Genomic DNA, 19078 nt, shown 5'->3' on the forward strand with positions numbered 1-19078 from the left:
GCCATTCACGTGGCGGCCGTCGAGCCGTTTTGCCTATGCCGCGATCGGCGGGGCGGCGCTCGTGCTGCTGCCGCTGCTCGCGCTGCTGGCCACGGCGATCTCCTCGCCGCAGGCCGTCGAGATCTGGCCGCACCTCGCCGCCAATGTCCTGCCGACGGCCCTCGTCCAGACCGGCCTCTTGCTTGCCGGCGTCGGCCTGGCCTGCGCCGTCATCGGCGTCGGCACGAGCTGGCTGGTGACACAGTACGATTTCCCCGGCCGGCGCTCGCTCGAATGGCTGCTGGTGCTGCCGCTGGCGCTGCCGACCTATCTCACGGCCTATATCTACGTCGAGTTCCTCGGCTTCCAGGGACCGCTCCAGAGCACCTTGCGCGCGGCCACCGGCTGGCGCTCGCTGCGCGATTACTGGTTTCCCGATCCGCGCAACCTGCCCGGCGCGATCGCGATCATGGCGATCGTGCTCTACCCTTACGTCTATCTCAGCACGCGCGCGCTGTTCGGCGTGCAGGGCGCCAGCATCGTCGAGGCCGCGCGCAATCTCGGCGCCGCTCCCGGCCGGCTGTTCTGGCGCATCGGGCTGCCGCTCGCGCGCCCGGCCCTCGCCGCCGGGCTTACCCTCGTCCTGCTGGAGACATTGAACGATATCGGCGCGACCGAATATCTCGGCGTGCGCTCGCTGACGCTCTCGATCTACACGACCTGGGTCAATCGTGGCTCGCTGCCGGGCGCGGCCCAGATCGCTTGCGTCATGCTGCTGCTGGTCTTCGCACTGATCCTCATCGAGGTGAAGCTGCGCGGGCAGCGCCGCTTCGCCCTGCCCGTCCGCCAACCCCGCCCGGTCACGCGCCGGCCGCTGCATGGACGCGCCGCCGCGCTCGCCACACTGGCCTGCGCCCTGCCCGTGCTCTTCGGCGCCGCCCTGCCGATCGGCTATCTCCTCACCGAAATCTTGCAGCGGGGCCTGCTGGCGCAGTTCGACACGGCCCTGCTCCGGCTCCTCGGCAATGCGCTGCTACTGTCGGGACTGGCGTCGATCCTCGTGGTCGCCCTCGGCCTCGGCATCGCCACGGCGGCCCGCTCCGGCCGCGAAACCTGGCTGAAGCCCCTCGCCCGTATCGCCAGCCTCGGCTACGCCGTGCCGGGCACGGTGCTGGCGCTCGGCTTGCTGATCCCGATCGCAGCCTTTGACAACCTGCTGGCGAATGCCGCGTCCGCCCTGTTCGGACTCAAGCCCGGCCTGATCCTGATCGGCTCCGGCGCGGCTTTGATCATCGCCTATACCGTGCGCTTCCTCGCCATCGGGGTCTCAGGCGTCGAAAGCGGCCTGTCGCGCGTCTCGCCACGGATCGACGATGCCGCGCGTGCGCTCGGAGCCGGCAGCACGGAGGTCACGCGCCGCATTCACTGGCCGCTCGCCCGCCCGGCCATCGCCGCAGCGGCGCTGCTGGTCTTCGTCGATTGCCTGAAGGAACTGCCCGCGACGTTGCTGCTGCGCCCCCTCAATCTCGACACGCTCGCGACCGTCGTCTATGGCCATGCCTCGCGCGGCGTCTTCGAGGATGGAGCGCTGGCAGCATTGCTGATCATCCTCGCCGGCCTGTATCCGGCCTTCATCCTGGCGAAAACCGGCACAGATCGCGCGGGATAGCCGGCTGCCCAGCCTCGACAAGCCCCCGAGATCAGCCTAAACCCTCTGCCGCCAGGGGGCTGGCTGACTTTCGGCCGGTGCCGATTCGGAAGTCCATGACCAGACGCGCCGCGATTATCGCCTTCAGCCTCGTCGTCGCCATCGGCCTGCTCGGTTTGCAGTCCTGGGACGTCGCGCTCGGGCGCGTCCAGCGCAGCGCGATTAAGGCGATCGAGGAGCGGACCGGCTTTGTCGTCAAGGCGATCGAGCGCGCCGAATTCGCCCTGCTGCCTTTGCCACGCATCAGCCTGTCCCAGGTCGCCTTCACCCAACGCGACGGCGCGCTCGCCGGCGAGGCCGTGCGGGTCAAGGCGCATCTGCGCCTTCTGCCGCTTCTGGGCGGGCGGATCAGCTTCGACCGGGTGGACCTCATCGCGCCGCGGATCGATGTCGCCGTCCCCGCAGGAAGCGACGGCGTCACCGAATGGCTTGCCTCGCCTTTGGCCGAGCTCGAGCGACTGCAGAGCCAGAGCAAGATCGTCATTCGCTCGGGCTCGCTCTTCCTGCGGGCGAATGGCGCGATCCAGAGCGTCGTGCGCGACCTCGACCTCGTCATCGACGAACGCGGCCTGAACGAACCGCTCAACCTGTCGGGTTCGCTGAACTGGCGCGGCGTGCCGACCGAGGTGAACCTGCTCTGGCCGATGGTTGGCGGCAACGCCAAGGCGGCCCTGTCGGCGACCTCCTCCCTGCTGAAGCTGCGCTTCGAAGGCAGCCGCTCCGGCCCCGGCGAGCCTGTGATCAGCGGCCCGCTCGTGCTCTCCACGCCCTCGCTGCCGAAGCTTCTCGCCTGGTTCGGCGAGGAGTCGCGTCTGGGTTCGGCGCTCGGCGCCGTCGCCATCTCGTCCGATATCCAGGTGAAGGCGCGCGAGGTCTCGTTCAACAGCGCCATCGTCAATCTCGACGGCGAGCGCCTGGACGGCGCGATCAAGCTCGCGGAAACCGGCGGGCGCTTCGCGTTATCGGGGACGCTTGCCGGCGCGACGCTCGACCTCGGCCGCCTCGTCGATCGCCTGCCTGTGCCGGCCGTCAACGTGGCGGACACCACTCCCTTCGATCTCGATTCCTGGACCGCACGCGACATCGACCTGCGCATCTCGGTCGATGCCGCCCGCCTGAAGGGCGCCAAGCTCAGCGACGTCGCCACCTATCTTCTGGTCAAGAAGGGGCGCTTCGAGACCGGCCTGCTCCGCGCCAGCGCTTATGGCGGCAGCGTCAAGAGCCGCTGGCTCGCGCTCGGCACGCCCAACGGCGTCGACGTCAAGATCCAGGCGGGCCTCGACAAGGTGAATATCGGCCAAGCCGCGTCCGACCTGCCGCAGCTCGCGCGCCTGAGCGGCACGGCGGGCCTGCAGATCGCTCTCGACGGCGTCGGCCGCACCTTCGACGAGTTGCTGGTCTCACTCACCGGACGCGTCAATCTCACGGCCCGGCAGGGCGAGATCGGCGGCGTCGCCTTCGCCGAACTACTCCGCCGTGCCGAGCGCAGCCCGGTCCAGGCGCTGCGCGACTGGCGGCAGGGCAAGACGCCGTTCGAAACCATTTCGGCCCATGCCGGGATCGCCGGCGGCATCCTCGCCCTGACGGAAGCGCAGATGACCGGCCAGAACTATCGCTTCAACCTCGCCGGCAGCGCCTTGTTGCGCAGCCGCAATCTCGACATGACCGCGCTGCTCGCCTCCGCCAACGGCGCCCTGAAGTTGCCCTTCGTGCTCAAGGGGCCTGTCGATGCGCCGGCCTTCGAGATCGAAACCGAGGCGTTTCTCAGCCCGGCCGGCGCGACACTGCTCACGCGCTGACTTAAGCCTAGCTTTCGCTATCCCCCGAAATCCGCTCTCATGCCGCCGGAGCTTGTTGCAGCAGCGGGAAGGATGCGGCGATGAAGATGTGGATCATGGGCGCGCTGGCGCTTGCAGGGTGGGTGACGGCAGGCATGGCCGAGGCGCAGGATCTGGCGGTCGAGAAGAAGGTCTTCGAGATCCCGAGCTTCACTACCCAGAGTGGCCGCGCGCTGAAGAATGTCCGCGTCGGCTGGGAGAGCTACGGCACGCTCAACGCCGACAAGTCCAATGCCATTCTGATCTGCCACTTTTTCTCGGGCAACTCGCACGCCGCCGGCAAATATGCGGCCAACGACCCGGCGCCGGGCTATTGGGACGCGATCATCGGCCCGGGCAAGGCGATCGACACGAACAAGTATTTCGTCCTGTCATCGGACACGCTGGTGAATCTCAACACCGGCGACCCCAAGACCACGACGACCGGCCCTGCCTCGACCAATCCCGATACCGGCAAGCCCTATGGGCTCGACTTCCCCATCGTCACGGTCCGCGACTTCGTCGAGGTCCAGAAGGCGCTGGTCGAAAGCCTCGGCATCAAGAAGCTTGCGCTGGTCGCCGGCCCCTCGATGGGCTCGCTCCAGACCTTCGAGTGGGCGGCGAGCCATCCCGAGATGGTCGCCAAGGCCATGCCGGTGATCGGTGCCGGCGAAGCGGATGCGATGCTGATCGCCTGGCTCGACGTCTGGGCCGCCCCCATCCTCGTCGATCCCAACTGGAACAATGGCGACTATTACGGGAAGGCCCCGCCGCTCGCCGGCCTCGCCAAGGCGCTGACGGCGGTGACGCTGCAGGCCAACCATCAGGATTGGGCCAACGCCACCTTCGGCCGCCGCCCGGCCAAGGAGGGCGATGACCCGGCCAAGGCGCTCGCCAACAAGTTCCAGGTGCAGAGCGTGCTCGACAATGCCGGCATGGCCCGCGCCAAGCTCTCCGACGCCAACCACTTCCTCTATCTCGTCAAGGCGAACCAGCTCTTCGCCGCGGGCGGCACCTCGCTTGCCGACGGCATGGCGAAGATCAAGGCGCCGATGCTGCTGATCACGCAGCCCAAGGATCTCGTCTTCACGCCCGACATGGTCGCGACGACGGTGAAGGCGGCGAAGGCTGCCGGGCGCGACATCACCCACGCCACCATCGACGGCACCCGCGGCCATCTCGACGGCGTGGTGTCGATGAAGCAGGCGGAAGGCGCGATCCGGGCATTCCTGGAGAAATAGGCGGGGACTGCCGGCCGCTCACGCGGCGGCCGGCTCCTCCATCCGGTGGACGATCCGGTCGATCAGGCCCCATTCCAGCGCCTCCTCGGCGGTCATGAAGCGGTCGCGGTCCAGCGACCGCTCGACCTCCTCGTAGGTTCGTCCGCAATGCTCGGCATAAAGCCGGGTCAGGCGGTGCTTGGTCTGCCGCATCTCCTCGGCATGGATCAGGATGTCGGAGGCCTGCCCCTGAAAGCCACCGAGCGGCTGATGGACATGCAGGCTGGCATTGGGCAGCGCCCCGCGCTCGCCCGGCTCCCCCGCCATCAGCAGGAACGAACCCATCGAGCGCGCCGTGCCCATGCACAGCGTATGCACCGGCGAGCGGATGTAGCGCATCGTGTCGTACATGGCGAAGCCGCTGGTCACCACGCCGCCCGGCGAGTTGATATAGAGATGGATCGGCTTTCTCGGGTTCTCCGCCTCCAGGAACAGGAGCTGCGCGCAAACCAGCGCGCTCATCGCGTCATTGACCTCGCCATTGAGGAAGATGATCCGCTCGCGCAGCAGCCGCGAGTAGATGTCGAACGAGCGCTCACCGCGGCTCGACTGCTCGACGACCATAGGGACGAGTTGCATCGCTTCGCGCATCGGCGAACTCCAGGATTTCGACAGGGAATGGAATGTGGTTCGCGTCGTCTCAGGCGGCGGCGCGCATCAGTGGCGGCGCATTGCTGTTCACCGGGATCAGATCCTGCCCGACGCGGCGATCGGTCAATTCATGGATCACATGCAGGCTGCTTCCGCCGGCCTCGCTGGCGTCGATGCGGAAGGTGACCACGCTTTCGAGAAAGGGCGGTTCGCTGTCGCGCATCCGGTAGCGCAGCGCCTCCCCCGGCATGACGACGCTCGGCTCAGGATCGGCCAACTCGGCATCGGGCAGCCAGTGCTCGCGCAGGCCCGGCGTGCTGAGCGCGCGCCAGAGCTTCTCGGGCGGCTCGTCGAACCGGAACTCGAAGACGAGAGGATCGGCCGCGGCCTGGCTATCATCGCCGTTCATTGATCCATCTCCTTGAGCAAGGTCCTAAGATCGTCGATCCGCGCCGGCCAGAAGGCACGGTATTTCGTCAGCCATCGTGCGACCAGCGCGAGCCCGTCCGGGTCGACCCGGTAGTTCACGAAGCGCCCCTGCCTCTCCTCACGGACGAGCCCCGCCCCGCGCAGCACCGCGAGATGCTGCGACATCGCCGGCTGGCTGATCGCCATGCCCTCACGCAATACACTGGCATTCAGGCTGCCTGCCGTCAGCTTGTCGAGGATGGCGCGGCGCGTCGGATCGGCCAGGGCCTTGAAGATCTCGTTCTCGATCATGAAGATACATAAGCGTAGACTTATGTGAATCGCAAGAGGCCTGTTTCGGAGGCAGCGAGGCCGGTTATGGCGCCCCCTCCCGCTCGCGGCTTGGTCTCGGAACCACATCCTCATCCCGAGCTTGCCCCGGGATCCATCGAAGGGCTCCGGAACTGTACGATGGATCCCGGATCGGCGCTGCTGCGCAACTTGTCCGGGATGACCGCACGGTTCCGTTGCACGCCGGCATGCTCTAGCGTGCTCCTAAAATCGGCTTGCAGCGCGAAAGAGCACGCCATGAGGATGACGGGGCCAGCCATGCTCCTCGCATGGACGCTTATGTCCCACGCTGCGCAAGCCGGCTGCACGGAGCCGCAAACTGGCTCGGACCGGGCCCCTGCTCTCTCGCCGCCGCTGAGCCAGGTCGTGACCGGCTCAGGCCGCCTGCAATTCCATTCGGCGCCGGACAGCGCCTGTCCGATGAAGGGCATCTTCATCATCCCGAAGGACGAGGTCATCGCCTATGCGCAGACGCGGGATGGCTGGTCGTCGGTGATGTATCTCAACTCCAAAACCGGCAACGACGTCAGCGGCTGGGTCAGGTCGGCGCGGCTGAGGACGATCGGGACGATGGGGCCGAGACGCTGATCAGCTTTTGGTCGATGGTACCGCGTGAGCTGGCGAAGAGGGTTGAGATGGCCGTATTGCAGACGACGACCCTGACGCTGAAGCCTTGCACCCCGGATGATCGTGCCGATTTCATCGGCCTCGAGCTCGATCCGGAGGTGATGCATTTCCTCAATGGTGGCGCAGTCGACCATGAGACGACCGACCCGAAGGACGTCAACTTCCTGATGCCGAGGGGCTCCGAGCCCTATGTCTGGACGGCACGGCGTACGGCCACGGGCGCGTTCGTGGGATGGTTCTGCCTGTTTGCGGAGAGCGCATCCCTCGCCGAGGTCGGCTATCGCCTGCGCCGAGACGCCTGGGGCCAGGGGCTGGCCTCGGAAGGCGCCTCGGCTCTGGTCGCCTGGGGTTTCGATAGCGCTGGCTATGACAGGATCGTCGCCTGCACCATGGCCGTGAACCGCGGCTCGCGCCGCGTCATGGAAAAGCTCGGCATGAAACACGCCCGCACGACATTCCCAAATTTCGCGCCCCCCATCCCCGGCGCCGAACAAGGCGAGGTCTGGTACGAGCTGCTGCGCGCAGATTGGAATGGCCGGGAAAGATAGGCCGCAGCCCCTACCCCGCCTGTGCCGCGGCCTTGATCCCGTCGATCACGAACTGCACCGCGAGTGCGGCGAGGATCACCCCGAGCAGGCGCGTGAGCACGATATTGCCGGTAACGCCGAGCAGCTTCGCGATCGGCGTCGCCGTCAGGAAGACCAGCAGGCAGGACAGCACCACCAGCCCGCAGATCACCGCGAGCGTCGCCAGCAGCAGCGGGTCGCCATGGGCGCGCCCGGCGAGCAGGATCATCGCGGTCAGGGCGCCCGGACCCGCCATCAACGGGATCGCCAGCGGGAAGGCCGCGACATTGCGGATATGATCCTGCGTGATCGCGGTCTCGGCCGTCTGCTGCTTGCGCTCGGTGCGGCGCTCGAACACCATCTCGAAAGCGATCCAGAACAGCAGCAGCCCACCCGCGATGCGGAAGGCCGGCAGCGAGACGCCGAGCGCCTTCAGCACGATGTCGCCCGCCACGGCGAAGAAGGCCATGATGCAGAAGGCGATGATCGAGGCGCGGATCGCGACCTGCCTGCGCTCGCCCTCCGACATCCCGCGCGTCAGCGACAGGAAGATCGGCGCGAGGCCCGGAGGATCGAGCGTCACCAGCATGGTGACGAGCGCGGCGGTGGCGAATTCGACGAACATGGCGCCACATCAGCATGCCGCAAGCCCGCCGTCACGCGCCAAGAAAGGCCGGAATATGGCGACGCGCGCGAACGCATCCGAAAACGGCTCGTAACATACTGAATCCATTGGCGGAATTTTTGCTTGGACAGCGCCCGCTTTTGCTGGCGTCTCATGCCGGAATCGGCTAGCCAGAAGGCTGAAAAACCAGCAGGAATCGGGACATTTCCCCTTGAGCGACGATACCGACGACAAGCGCGACGGAGCCCCGGATCTCGGCGGCGACATCAAGCCGATCGCGATCACCGACGAGATGAAGAAGAGCTATCTCGATTACGCCATGAGCGTGATCGTGAGCCGCGCTCTGCCCGATGTCCGCGACGGCCTGAAGCCGGTCCACCGCCGCATCCTGTTCTCGATGCACGAAAACAAGAACGTGCCCGAGCGGCCCTATACCAAATGCGCCCGCATCGTCGGCGACACGATGGGTAAATACCATCCGCACGGCAATCTCGCGGTTTATGACGCGCTCGTGCGCATGGCGCAGGACTTCTCGCTGCGCCTGCCGCTGATCGACGGCCAGGGCAATTTCGGCTCGATGGACGGCGATTCCGCCGCCGCCGACCGTTACACCGAAGCGCGCCTCGACAAGGCGGCGATGCCCCTGCTCGAGGATCTCGACCTCGACACGGTCGATTTCCAGCCGAACTACGACGGCAAGGAGCATGAGCCGACGGTCCTGCCGGCGCGCTACCCGAACCTCCTCGTCAACGGCGCCGGCGGCATCGCGGTCGGCATGGCGACCAACATCCCGCCGCATAATCTCGGCGAGGTCATCGACGCCTGCGTCGCCTATATCGACGATCCCGAGCTCTCGATCGACGACCTGATCGAGATCGTCCCCGGTCCGGACTTTCCGACCGGCGCCTCGATCATGGGCCGCAGCGGCATCCATTCGGCCTATCACACCGGCCGCGGCTCGATCGTGATGCGCTCGAAGACGCATATCGAGGAGATGCGCAAGGAGCGCGAGGCGATCGTCGTCACCGAGATCCCCTATCAGGTGAACAAGGCGACGATGGTCGAGAAGATCGCCGATCTCGTGCGCGAGAAGCGCATCGAGGGCATCTCCGACCTGCGCGACGAATCCAGCCGCGAGGGCGTGCGCGTCGTCATCGAGATCAAGCGCGACGCCGTCGCCGATGTCGTGCTGAACCAGCTCTATCGCTTTACCCCGCTGCAGACCTCCTTCGGCGCCAACATGGTCGCGCTGAACGGCGGCCGCCCGGAAGTCCTGAACCTCAAGGACTTCATCTCGGCCTTCGTCGAGTTCCGTGAACTGGTCGTCTCGCGGCGCACGCGCTACCTGCTGAACAAGGCCCGCGAGCGCGCCCATGTGCTCTGCGGCCTCGCCACCGCCGTCGCCAATATCGACGAAGTCATCCGCCTGATCCGCACAGCGCCAACCCCGGCAGCCGCGCATGAATCGCTGATGGCGCGCGACTGGCCGGCCGAGGATATCGCGCCGCTGATCGCGCTGGTCGACGACCCGCGCCATCCGATGAACCCGGACGGCACCTACCGGCTCTCGGATGCGCAAGCCAAGGCGATCCTCGAATTGCGCCTGTCGCGCCTCACCGCCCTCGGCCGTGACGAGATCGGCGACGAGCTGGAGAAGCTCGCCAAGGAGATCGCGGATTATCTCGACATCCTGCGCTCGCGCGCCCGCATCCAGTCGATCGTCAAGGCCGAGCTCGCCGAAGTCAGGAATGCCTTCGCCACGCCGCGCCGCACCGAGATCCAGGATTGGGGCTCGGACCTCGACGACGAGGACCTGATCGCCCGCGAGGACATGGTCGTCACCGTCAGCCATGGCGGCTACATCAAGCGCGTGCCGCTCTCGACCTACCGGGCGCAGCGCCGCGGCGGCAAGGGCCGCTCCGGCATGGCGACCAAGGACGAGGATTTCGTCGCAAGGCTCTTCGTCGCCTCGACCCATACCCCGGTGCTGTTCTTCTCCTCGGAAGGCCAGGTCTACAAGGAGAAGGTCTGGCGCCTGCCGCTCTCGGCGCCGAACGCGCGCGGCAAGGCACTGGTCAACATGCTGCCGATCGAGGCCGGCGAGCGCATCACCACAATCATGCCGCTGCCGGAGGACGAGGCGAGCTGGGAGACGCTCGACGTGATGTTCGCGACCGCCTCGGGCGGGGTGCGCCGCAACAAGCTCTCCGACTTCGTCAACGTCAATCGCGCCGGCAAGATCGCGATGAAGCTCGACGAGGGCGACCATATCGTCGACGTGCAGATCTGCACGGAGAACGACGACGTGCTGCTGACTACGGCCGACGGCCAGTGCATCCGCTTCGCGGTGCCGGAAGTGCGCGTCTTCAAGGGCCGCGACTCGACCGGCGTGCGCGGCATCAACCTGGCCAAGGGCGACGAGGTCATCTCGCTCGCGATCCTGCATCATCTGGACGCCACGCCGGACGAGCGCGCCGCCTATCTCAAGCGCGCCGCGGCCGCCCGCAGGGCGCTGACCGGTGAGGCCGAGGACGGCGCTGAAGCTACGGCGGCGGTCGAGGCCGATGCCGAGGAGAGCGCCGGCGATATTGAGCTCGGGCTCGAGAAGTATACCGCCATGGGCGCGGCCGAGCAGTTCATCCTGACGGTCTCGGAGCGCGGCTACGGCAAGCGCACCTCGTCCTTCGAGTACCGGGTCACCGGGCGCGGCGGCAAGGGCATCGTCGCCATGGTCGTGAACGATCGCAACGGCAAGCTCGTCGCCTCCTTCCCGGCACTCGACTCAGACCAGCTCATGCTGGTCACCGATGGCGGCCAGCTCATCCGCGTGCCGGTCGATGCCGGCCCGAACAACCGCATCCGCATCGCCGGGCGCTCGACCCAGGGCGTGACGGTGTTCAACACCGACAAGGACGAGAAGGTCGTCTCGGTCGAGTGCATCAATGACGACGGCGAAGGCGGCGAGAACGGCGAGGCAGGCGACGAAGCCCCCGGCGCCGAGTCGACGGAAGGCTGATCGGTCAGCCTCTTGCGGCCATGGCTTCAGACATTGCTGAAGCCATGGTCGGGAGGCTCATGTGAAGTGGCATGAGTGCGCGTCATTCTCGGGCAGCGCGAAGCGCAGACCCGAGAATCTCTCGCCGGAAAAGGCGCCTCTCCGTCACGAGATGCTCGGGTCAAGCCCGAGCATGACGAGCCGGCCGTCTAGTAGCCTTCGTTTGACAGAAACCCCGCCTCACGTTCCCATCCGGTCATGAAGGCTCGTTCCGTGCCCGTCCGCACCCCTGCGATCACGCCGGAGATCATGCTGCGCGCCTATGCCGCCGGCATCTTCCCGATGGCGGAGAGCGCCGATGACCCAGGCCTGTTCTGGGTGGAGCCGGAGCTGCGCGGCATCATCCCGCTGGATCGCTTCCATCTCTCGTCACGATTGGCCCGGACCGTGCGGTCGGACCGCTTCGAGATCAGGATCGACAGCGCCTTCGACGCCGTCATCAGCGCCTGCGCCGAAGCGAAGCCGGACCGGACCGAAACCTGGATCAACCGGCGCATCCGCGAGATCTTCGGCGAGCTCTTCGCGCTAGGCTATGTCCATACGGTCGAATGCTGGCGTGAGGGCCGGCTGGTCGGAGGGCTCTACGGGCTCTCGCTGGGCGGCGCCTTTTTCGGCGAGAGCATGTTCCATCGTGAAACCGATGCCTCGAAGGTCGCGCTGGTCCATCTGGTGGCCCGGCTGAGGCATGGCGGCTACCGGCTGCTCGATACACAGTTCCAGACTGGTCATCTCGCCCAGTTCGGTACCCTCGAGATTCCGCGTGACGCCTATCGCCGGCTGCTCGAAGACGCCCTGCAGTACCAGGGCGACTGGCACGCCTGGCCCAACTCGGCGCCAGTCAGCGGCCGCGACGTTCTGACCCAGCTCTGAAACAGCAAATGCCGCGGCGACGGCTCAGCCGCCGCCGCCGGTCGGATCGCGGCCCTGGCCTGGGTTGGTCGGGAAGAAACGCTGGCTCGGCCGTTGCGGCTGCACCGGCACGCCGCGCGGCGGCTCGACATCGATGCGCCCGCCCGGCGGCAGCAGCCCGGGCTGCTGTCCGGGCAATGGCGGCTGATTGGGATCGCGCGGCGGGGTACGCGGACGACGCGGGTCGTCAGCGGGCGGCGCCTCCGGCTCCTTGGGATCGACGACGAGCTCGGTGCCGCCTTTGCAATCCGTCAGCCAGGCATCGTAGATCGCATGCTCGACGCCGTGCAGGCCGGGGCTCGCCGCATACATCCAGCCGGTAAAGATGCGCCGGTACTCGTTCTTGACCGTGACCTCGTCGACCTCGACGAAGGCATCAGTCTGCGGGGCCTCGGTCGGCGGACGCGTCCAGCAGACGCGCGGTGTCAATTGCAGCGCGCCGAACTGCACGGTCTCGTCGATCGCCACCTCGAAGGAGATGATGCGGCCGGTGATCTTGTCGAGGCCGGCGAAGACGGCCGTCGGATTGCGGATGCGGTCGGCCTGCGCCGGGCCCATCGCAGCGAGCAGCGCGGCCGCGCTCGTGGCGAGGCCGGCCAGGGTCGAAAGGCGGAACAGGAACGGCATGCTGGCGCGAATCTCTTCGACAGCGCGGAAGGACCGCGACGAGGCGCAGTAACACGGTAAAGGCAGCGGAAAAAGGGCATGATGCCTCTCGATCACCGCAGATTCGTCTGCCGCTCACGGAGGGCTCGCCATGCAACATCCCAGCGGAATCGATCCGAAAGTCGTCGCCAAGATCGTGGCCCGGCGCGGACGCCTGCACGCTTTCGAGGCGCTCGATCCGGTTCGGACGGCGCTGGTGGTGATCGACCTGATGCAGGCTTCGATCGAAAACGATGAGACCTGTCATGGTCTCGTCCGGCCCGTCACGGCCATCGCGACCGCTCTGCGCGCTTCCGGCGGGACGATTGCCTGGGTCACAGCCGCGCCCGAATCCGCGAATGCGCCCATCATGCGCGCGATCCATGGCGAGGCGCGTCAGCGCGGTTTTGCCGAAGCGGCGCGAGAAGACGACCCGCGCTCTCGCCTCTGGCCGGAGTTTTCGCCGGCCGCGGACGACATCCAAGTGTCCAAGCGCGGCTACAGCGCCTTCTTTCCGGGGCATTGCGATCTTCACGCGCGCCTTGAACAGCGCAGCATCGACACGCTGTTGATCGCGGGCACGGTCACGAATGTCTGCTGCGAATCGTCGGTCCGCGACGCCGTGGAGCTGGGCTATCGGGTCATCATGGTATCCGACGCGAATATCGGACATGCGAGAGGGCTGCACGAGGCCTCGTTGACCACGATCTATCGCTGTTTTGGCGATGTCAGGCCGACAGCCGAGATTCTCGGCCTGATCGCGGCAGGCAGCCCGAAAGCCGCCTGATCCTCAGCGGCCGGGCGTCCAGGCCTGGTAGTCGCCGGTCGCGGCCGGGCGCTCGCCCTCGGCGAGCGTCGAGCCCTGCGGGCGATAGGCCAGCGCGGTGCCGGTCCAGTTCTGCTGGTGCGGCTGCTGCCACTCGCGCGGCTGGTAGCTTTCCTCGGACGGCGCGACATCGACCGTGTGATGCAGCCAGCCGTTCCAGCCCGGCGGTACCTTGGAGGCTTCCGCGTCGCCCTTGTAGATCACCCAGCGCCGCTGGAAGCCGAGCGCCTTGTCCTTCACCCCACCCTTGGTGCGGTAATAGACATTGCCGAACTCGTCCTCGCCCACCCGCTCGCCATGGCGCCAGGTGTGGAAACGCGTGCCGATCGTCTGGCCGTTCCACCAGGTGAAGATCTGCAGCAGCCAGTCCTTCATCGTCTTTCAAGTCCGTGCGCGCGATGCAAAACAATCGGGCGACTTATGGCCCCGGCACCGGCTACTGTCCAGCCCGCGGCAGGCCGACCGTGCTGAAACTGCGCGATGTTTCGCTCGCGTCGCAGCGTGTCAGGCTCATGACGGCGAGAACGTCGGGCTCGACGGCCCTGAGCTGGCGGGTCTGCTTGTCCCTGACCATGACATTGGTCGCGTTGACGAACCGGCCCGATGCGACCAGCGTCGCCAGAACCTCGATTGAGCGCGGGTCCAGCTCGTATCGAGGCTTTTTGGGGTCAGGCGAGCCGGCCATGAGCCGCGCGCTGGCGCTCAGCTCCATGACGACATGCGCCGTCGACCCGGAAACCGTCGTCTTCGTGAAGGTCAGCCCGTTCACAGGCATTCCCGGCGCCGAAATGCCGGTCTTGTTGATGGTGATGCGCGGCGCCTCGCGGCACCCCATCCTGCGTGACGCCCATTCTCCCGCAAAGGCTGGAGCCAGCGGCTCGCTGTCGGTGCAGCCGGCGAGCGCCAGAGGGAGCAGGCAGAAGGCATAGCGATGCATGGGCAGTCCCGGACGGATCACGCTTCAATCCGCGTAGCACGGCCAACCTAACGTCACTTTAAGTGGATCGCTCAATCTGCGCGTGTCTTACGCCGCTGGCCACGATTCGGCCGCGATTCGAACTGGCCCGCGATGACGGCATTCGCCGGGAAATCGCCCGAGATCAGCCACTTCCGGGCGGCTCTGAAAGCGACGCTCGCAGCAAGCCTCAAGCCGACCGGCTTCACCAATCGTCAACCATGAATAGCGGGGATTTTAAGGACTGCGCTTCGCCCGGCACTGTGGCAATCTTGCCGCGGTACATCCGATTCCCCGGTGATTTCCGAGGCTTAGCGGGCGCCTTGCAACTTATCCCCATAACCCACATATCCCTACCAGATGTCGTGTCCACAGGGATCACGGGGCACTATTCCTTGACGCCCGATGGGCATCTGCACTAGATTTTGACCATCGCATGACGGCCGGCGGCACCCCCTCTGGATGACTGCGAAACCCTAGTTTTCCAGTGTGTTCCGGGCCTGCCGCCGCATCCGCCATCAACAGCGGAAGCGAACGGATTTGCGCGGACATTTTGGGCGCGTCCGGGACCATCGGCGGGGCGACACCGCGGAGATCCCACAGGGCATCAAACCGAGTTGGGCTGACATCAGGAGCCGGTGATCAACCGGCCGCGCGTGGCTTGCAAGGCGAGCCCGCGGCAGATCAAGGGACGAAGATCATGCGCATCGAGCGCCGCTATACCACCGCCGGACAGTCGCCCTATGCCGCGATCCCGTTCCGATCGGCCGTCAGCGAGATCAAGAACCCGGACGGCTCCGTCGTCTTCCGGCTGGAAGGCATCGAGGTTCCCGAGACCTGGTCGCAGGTCGCCAGCGACGTGCTCGCGCAGAAGTACTTCCGCAAGGCCGGCGTGCCGGCGCGCCTGAAGAAGTTCGAGGAGAACGACGTTCCCTCCTTCCTCTGGCGTTCGGTCGCCGACGAGGCCGCTCTCGCCGAGCTGCCCGAAGGCGAACGCTACGGCTCCGAGATCTCGTCGAAGCAGGTCTTCGACCGCCTCGCCGGCTGCTGGACCTACTGGGGCTGGAAGGGCGGCTATTTCTCCTCCGAGGAGGATGCCGCGGCCTTCCATGACGAGCTCCGTTTCATGCTCGCGACCCAGCGCGTCGCGCCGAACTCGCCGCAATGGTTCAACACCGGCCTGCACTGGGCCTATGGCATCGACGGTCCCAGCCAGGGCCATTTCTACGTCGACTTCAAGACCGGCAAGCTGGTCAAGTCGAAGTCGAGCTACGAGCATCCGCAGCCGCATGCCTGCTTCATCCAGGGCGTGCAGGACGACCTCGTCAACGAGGGCGGCATCATGGACCTCTGGGTCCGTGAGGCCCGCCTGTTCAAATACGGCTCCGGCACCGGCTCGAACTTCTCGATGCTGCGCGGTGAAGGCGAGAAGCTCGCCGGCGGCGGCAAGTCCTCCGGCCTGATGTCCTTCCTCAAGATCGGCGACCGCGCCGCCGGCGCCATCAAGTCGGGCGGCACCACCCGCCGCGCCGCCAAGATGGTCGTGGTCGATGCCGACCATCCGGATATCGAGGCCTATATCGACTGGAAGGTGAAGGAGGAGCAGAAGGTTGCTGCGCTCGTCACCGGCTCCAAGACCGTCAAGAAGCACATGAAGGCCGTGCTCAAGGCCTGCGTGAACTGCGAGGGCGAAGGCGATTCCTGCTTCGATCCCGAGAAGAACCCGGCCCTGAAGCGCGAGATCAAGCTCGCCCGCAAGGCGCTGGTGCCGGACAACTACATCAAGCGCGTCATCCAGTTCGCCAAGCAGGGCTACAAGGACATCTCCTTCGACACCTACGACACCGACTGGGATTCCGACGCCTATCTCACCGTCTCCGGCCAGAACTCGAACAACTCGGTCTCGCTGACCGACGATTTCCTGCGCGCCGTCGAGAACGACAACGACTGGAACCTGACCGGCCGCACCACCGGCAAGGTCGTCAAGACGCTGAAGGCCCGCGACCTCTGGGAGAAGATCGGCTACGCCGCCTGGGCCTCGGCCGATCCCGGCCTGCACTTCAACTCGACGATGAACGACTGGCACACCTGCCCGGCTTCCGGCCGGATCCGGGCGTCCAACCCGTGCTCCGAGTACATGTTCCTCGACGATACCGCCTGCAACCTGGCCTCGGCCAACCTGCTGCAGTTCTACGACACCGAAGCCAAGTCCTTCGACGTCGCGGCCTATGAGCATCTCTGCCGGCTCTGGACCGTCGTGCTCGAAATCTCGGTCACGATGGCGCAGTTCCCGAGCCGCGAGATCGCCGAGCTCTCCTACGAGTACCGCACGCTCGGCCTCGGCTACGCCAATATCGGCGGCCTGCTGATGACCATGGGCCTCGGCTACGACAGCGACGAGGGCCGTGCGCTCGCCGGTGCCCTCACCGCGATCATGACCGGCGTCGCCTATGCGACCTCGGCCGAGATGGCCGGCGAACTCGGCCCCTTCCCCGGCTACAAGAAGAACGCCAGCCACATGCTGCGCGTCATCCGCAACCACCGCACGGCGGCCCATGGCCTCGCCGACGGCTATGAGGGCCTGAGCGTCACCCCGGTGCCGCTCGACCACGCCACCCTCGCCCGCCTCGGCGGCTCGGCCGTGACCATGGCGGAGCGCTCGCGCATCGTCTGGGACGAGGCGCTGGAGCAGGGCAAGCGCTACGGCTACCGCAACGCCCAGGCGACCGTGATCGCGCCGACCGGCACGATCGGCCTCGTCATGGATTGCGACACCACCGGCATCGAGCCCGATTTCGCGCTGGTGAAGTTCAAGAAGCTCGCGGGCGGCGGCTACTTCAAGATCATCAACCGCGCCGTGCCGGATGCGCTGCGTGCGCTCGGCTACCGCGAGGCCGATATCGCCGAGATCGAGGCCTATGCCGTCGGCCATGGCTCGATGAAGCAGGCGCCGGGCGTCAATCCCTCGACCCTGCGTTCCAAGGGCTTCACCGACGAGAAGATCGAGGCGGTCGAGAAGGGGCTGAAGAGCGCCTTCGACATCAAGTTCGTCTTCAACAAGTGGACGCTCGGCGAGGATTTCCTCACCGGCACGCTCAAGGTCCCGGCCGAGAAGCTCAACGACATGTCGTTCGAGCTCCTGCCCTTCCTCGGCTTCACCAAGGCCGAGATCGAGGCCGCCAACGTCCATGTCTGCGGCGCGATGACCCTGGAAGGTGCCCCGCACCTGAAGACCGAGCATTACAACGTCTTCGATTGCGCCAATCCCTGCGGCCGCATCGGCAAGCGCTATCTCTCGGTCGAGAGCCATATCCGCATGATGGCGGCGGCCCAGCCCTTCATCTCGGGCGCGATCTCCAAGACCATCAACATGCCGAATGAGGCGACGGTCGAGGATTGCAAGAGCGCCTATATGCTCTCCTGGAAGCTGGCGCTGAAGGCGAACGCCCTCTACCGCGACGGCTCCAAGCTCTCGCAGCCGCTGAACTCGGCGCTGATCTCGGATGAGGACGACGACGCCGACGACGCCGTCGAGACGCTGGTCGCCCAGCCGATGGCGGCGCGGGCCACGCAGATCTCGGAGAAGATCGTCGAACGCATCGTCGAGCGCATCGAGCGCAAGCGCGAGCGCGAGAAGATGCCGGATCGCCGCACGGGCTACATCCAGAAGGCCACGGTCGGCGGCCACAAGGTCTATGTCCATACCGGCGAGTATTCGGATGGGCGCCTCGGCGAGATCTTCATCGACATGCACAAGGAGGGCGCGGCCTTCCGGGCGATGATGAACAACTTCGCGATCGCGGTCTCGCTCGGCCTGCAATATGGCGTGCCGCTGGAGGAGTATGTCGAGGCCTTCACCTTCACCCGCTTCGAGCCCTCGGGCTTCGTCGCCGGCAACCAGTCGATCAAGAACGCGACCTCGATCCTCGACTATGTCTTCCGCGAGCTGGCGATCTCCTATCTCGGCCGCCACGACCTCGCCCATGTCGATCCCAGCGAGATCGGCCATGACGTGATGGGCAGCGGTGTCGACCAGGACAAGGCGCCGGATGCGGCCCCGGTCGTATCGACCCCCCTCGCCTCGACCGGCTTCCGCCGCGGCAAGCCGATCAACCTGCTCGCCATCCAGGGCGGCGGCCAGGGAAGCCATGCGGCGAACGATGCGGTCGCCCGCTCGACCACCTCTGCCATCGGCCTCGCCACCGCAGGCGCGACCGCGCTGAAGGAGGAGCCCGAGGCTTATGGCGAGGCGGAGATGGCCAAGCTCGGTTTCGCGGCGCCGGCCGCCCAGCCGACCCAGTCCGAGCGCCGGGCCGAGGCGATCATGAAGGGCTATGTCGGCGACTCGTGCGGCGAATGCGGCAACTTCACGCTGGTCCGCAACGGCACCTGCCTGAAGTGCAACACCTGCGGTTCGACGACCGGCTGCTCGTAAACGACGACAAGTGTCTTGTTCTCAGGACGCAGAAGGTTTGGCACCTCGAAGCGTTAGTGTGGCACCAAAAAGCACATAGATTGGCACCGGCCTGCAAAGGCCGGCCCGCTAATCAATCGAAGAGAACGGCCGGCGAACTACGTCGGCCATTCCGATTCGAGAAAGATTCATTCAAAATCGAAGAATGTCGCCTTTCTGCTACGCGCCACGAGCAGAGATTGGATGCCTACCCAGAACCGGACCTCATTTGCTGCGGATGTGGATTCAATTCGGAACTCCGAGCCGTCTCTTCCCGCAACGA

16 protein-coding genes are annotated in these 19078 nt (G+C 66.2%); 9 read left to right on the forward strand and 7 right to left on the reverse strand.

Going from position 1 to position 19078, the window contains the following annotated elements:
* Positions 1–61: 61 nt before the first annotated feature.
* The 3 genes from AC07NY_RS21330 (at position 62) to AC07NY_RS21340 (ending at position 4745) form a co-directional block, all read left to right on the forward strand.
* Positions 62–1648: an ABC transporter permease gene (locus AC07NY_RS21330; RefSeq protein ID WP_494585462.1), complete on the forward strand. Its 1587-nt coding sequence runs from the start codon at positions 62–64 to the stop codon at positions 1646–1648.
* A 95-nt stretch (positions 1649–1743) separates the two neighbouring features.
* Positions 1744–3486 (forward strand): AsmA family protein, encoded by a 1743-nt coding sequence (locus AC07NY_RS21335; protein WP_494585463.1) that lies wholly within the window; start codon positions 1744–1746, stop codon positions 3484–3486.
* Positions 3487–3566: 80 nt separating this feature from the next.
* Positions 3567–4745 (forward strand): E22 family MetX-like putative esterase, encoded by a 1179-nt coding sequence (locus AC07NY_RS21340; protein ID WP_494585464.1) that lies wholly within the window; start codon positions 3567–3569, stop codon positions 4743–4745.
* Between the two features lie 18 nt (positions 4746–4763).
* On the opposite strand, the gene AC07NY_RS21345 is transcribed toward AC07NY_RS21340, so the two are convergent.
* From AC07NY_RS21345 to AC07NY_RS21355, 3 genes are read right to left on the reverse strand one after another with little or no spacing between them, the layout of a single operon-like run.
* Positions 4764–5375 (reverse strand): ATP-dependent Clp protease proteolytic subunit, encoded by a 612-nt coding sequence (locus AC07NY_RS21345; protein WP_494585465.1) that lies wholly within the window; start codon positions 5373–5375, stop codon positions 4764–4766.
* Between the two features lie 49 nt (positions 5376–5424).
* The gene (locus AC07NY_RS21350) at positions 5425–5784 is read right to left on the reverse strand and encodes an SRPBCC family protein (RefSeq protein ID WP_494585466.1); all 360 of its coding nucleotides are present in this window, start codon (positions 5782–5784) and stop codon (positions 5425–5427) included.
* A complete protein-coding gene (locus AC07NY_RS21355) occupies positions 5781–6095 on the reverse strand; it encodes an ArsR/SmtB family transcription factor (RefSeq protein ID WP_494585467.1) in 315 nt (104 codons plus the stop codon). Before AC07NY_RS21355 ends, AC07NY_RS21350 begins: the two co-directional genes overlap by 4 nt.
* A gap of 297 nt (positions 6096–6392) precedes the next feature.
* Here AC07NY_RS21355 and AC07NY_RS21360 point away from each other — a divergent pair, with 297 nt between their 5' ends.
* Entirely contained in the window at positions 6393–6722 is a 330-nt protein-coding gene (locus AC07NY_RS21360) for a hypothetical protein (protein WP_494585468.1), read from the forward strand.
* A 47-nt stretch (positions 6723–6769) separates the two neighbouring features.
* On the forward strand, positions 6770–7309 hold the full coding sequence (locus tag AC07NY_RS21365; protein ID WP_494585469.1) for a GNAT family N-acetyltransferase: 540 nt from the start codon (positions 6770–6772) through the stop codon (positions 7307–7309).
* A 10-nt stretch (positions 7310–7319) separates the two neighbouring features.
* On the opposite strand, the gene AC07NY_RS21370 is transcribed toward AC07NY_RS21365, so the two are convergent.
* Positions 7320–7952, reverse strand: a complete 633-nt coding sequence (locus AC07NY_RS21370) for a MarC family protein (RefSeq protein ID WP_047578535.1) — start codon at positions 7950–7952, stop codon at positions 7320–7322.
* 211 nt (positions 7953–8163) lie between these two features.
* On the opposite strand from AC07NY_RS21370, the gene gyrA reads away from it, so the two are divergent.
* Positions 8164–10968 carry a DNA gyrase subunit A gene (gene gyrA / locus AC07NY_RS21375; RefSeq protein WP_494585470.1) on the forward strand — a complete coding sequence of 935 codons (2805 nt, stop codon included), beginning with the start codon at positions 8164–8166 and terminating at the stop codon, positions 10966–10968.
* A gap of 237 nt (positions 10969–11205) precedes the next feature.
* Positions 11206–11877 carry a leucyl/phenylalanyl-tRNA--protein transferase gene (gene aat, locus AC07NY_RS21380; RefSeq protein WP_494585471.1) on the forward strand — a complete coding sequence of 224 codons (672 nt, stop codon included), beginning with the start codon at positions 11206–11208 and terminating at the stop codon, positions 11875–11877.
* Positions 11878–11901: 24 nt separating this feature from the next.
* On the opposite strand, the gene AC07NY_RS21385 is transcribed toward aat, so the two are convergent.
* Complete coding sequence (locus AC07NY_RS21385) at positions 11902–12543, reverse strand: DUF2155 domain-containing protein (RefSeq protein ID WP_494585472.1); 642 nt, start codon at positions 12541–12543, stop codon at positions 11902–11904.
* Between the two features lie 235 nt (positions 12544–12778).
* On the opposite strand from AC07NY_RS21385, the gene AC07NY_RS21390 reads away from it, so the two are divergent.
* A complete protein-coding gene (locus tag AC07NY_RS21390) occupies positions 12779–13348 on the forward strand; it encodes an isochorismatase family protein (RefSeq protein ID WP_494585473.1) in 570 nt (189 codons plus the stop codon).
* A 3-nt stretch (positions 13349–13351) separates the two neighbouring features.
* On the opposite strand, the gene AC07NY_RS21395 is transcribed toward AC07NY_RS21390, so the two are convergent.
* Together AC07NY_RS21395 and AC07NY_RS21400 are read right to left on the reverse strand one after the other, a co-directional pair.
* On the reverse strand, positions 13352–13762 hold the full coding sequence (locus AC07NY_RS21395; protein ID WP_454656798.1) for an NADH:ubiquinone oxidoreductase subunit NDUFA12: 411 nt from the start codon (positions 13760–13762) through the stop codon (positions 13352–13354).
* 61 nt (positions 13763–13823) lie between these two features.
* Positions 13824–14324, reverse strand: coding sequence for a hypothetical protein (locus AC07NY_RS21400; protein WP_494585474.1), 501 nt, complete (start codon positions 14322–14324; stop codon positions 13824–13826).
* A 718-nt stretch (positions 14325–15042) separates the two neighbouring features.
* Here AC07NY_RS21400 and AC07NY_RS21405 point away from each other — a divergent pair.
* Entirely contained in the window at positions 15043–18777 is a 3735-nt protein-coding gene (locus AC07NY_RS21405) for a vitamin B12-dependent ribonucleotide reductase (protein ID WP_494585475.1), read from the forward strand.
* Positions 18778–19078 lie beyond the last annotated feature (301 nt).

The organism is Allobosea sp. GW821-FHT09G06 (assembly GCF_059416005.1).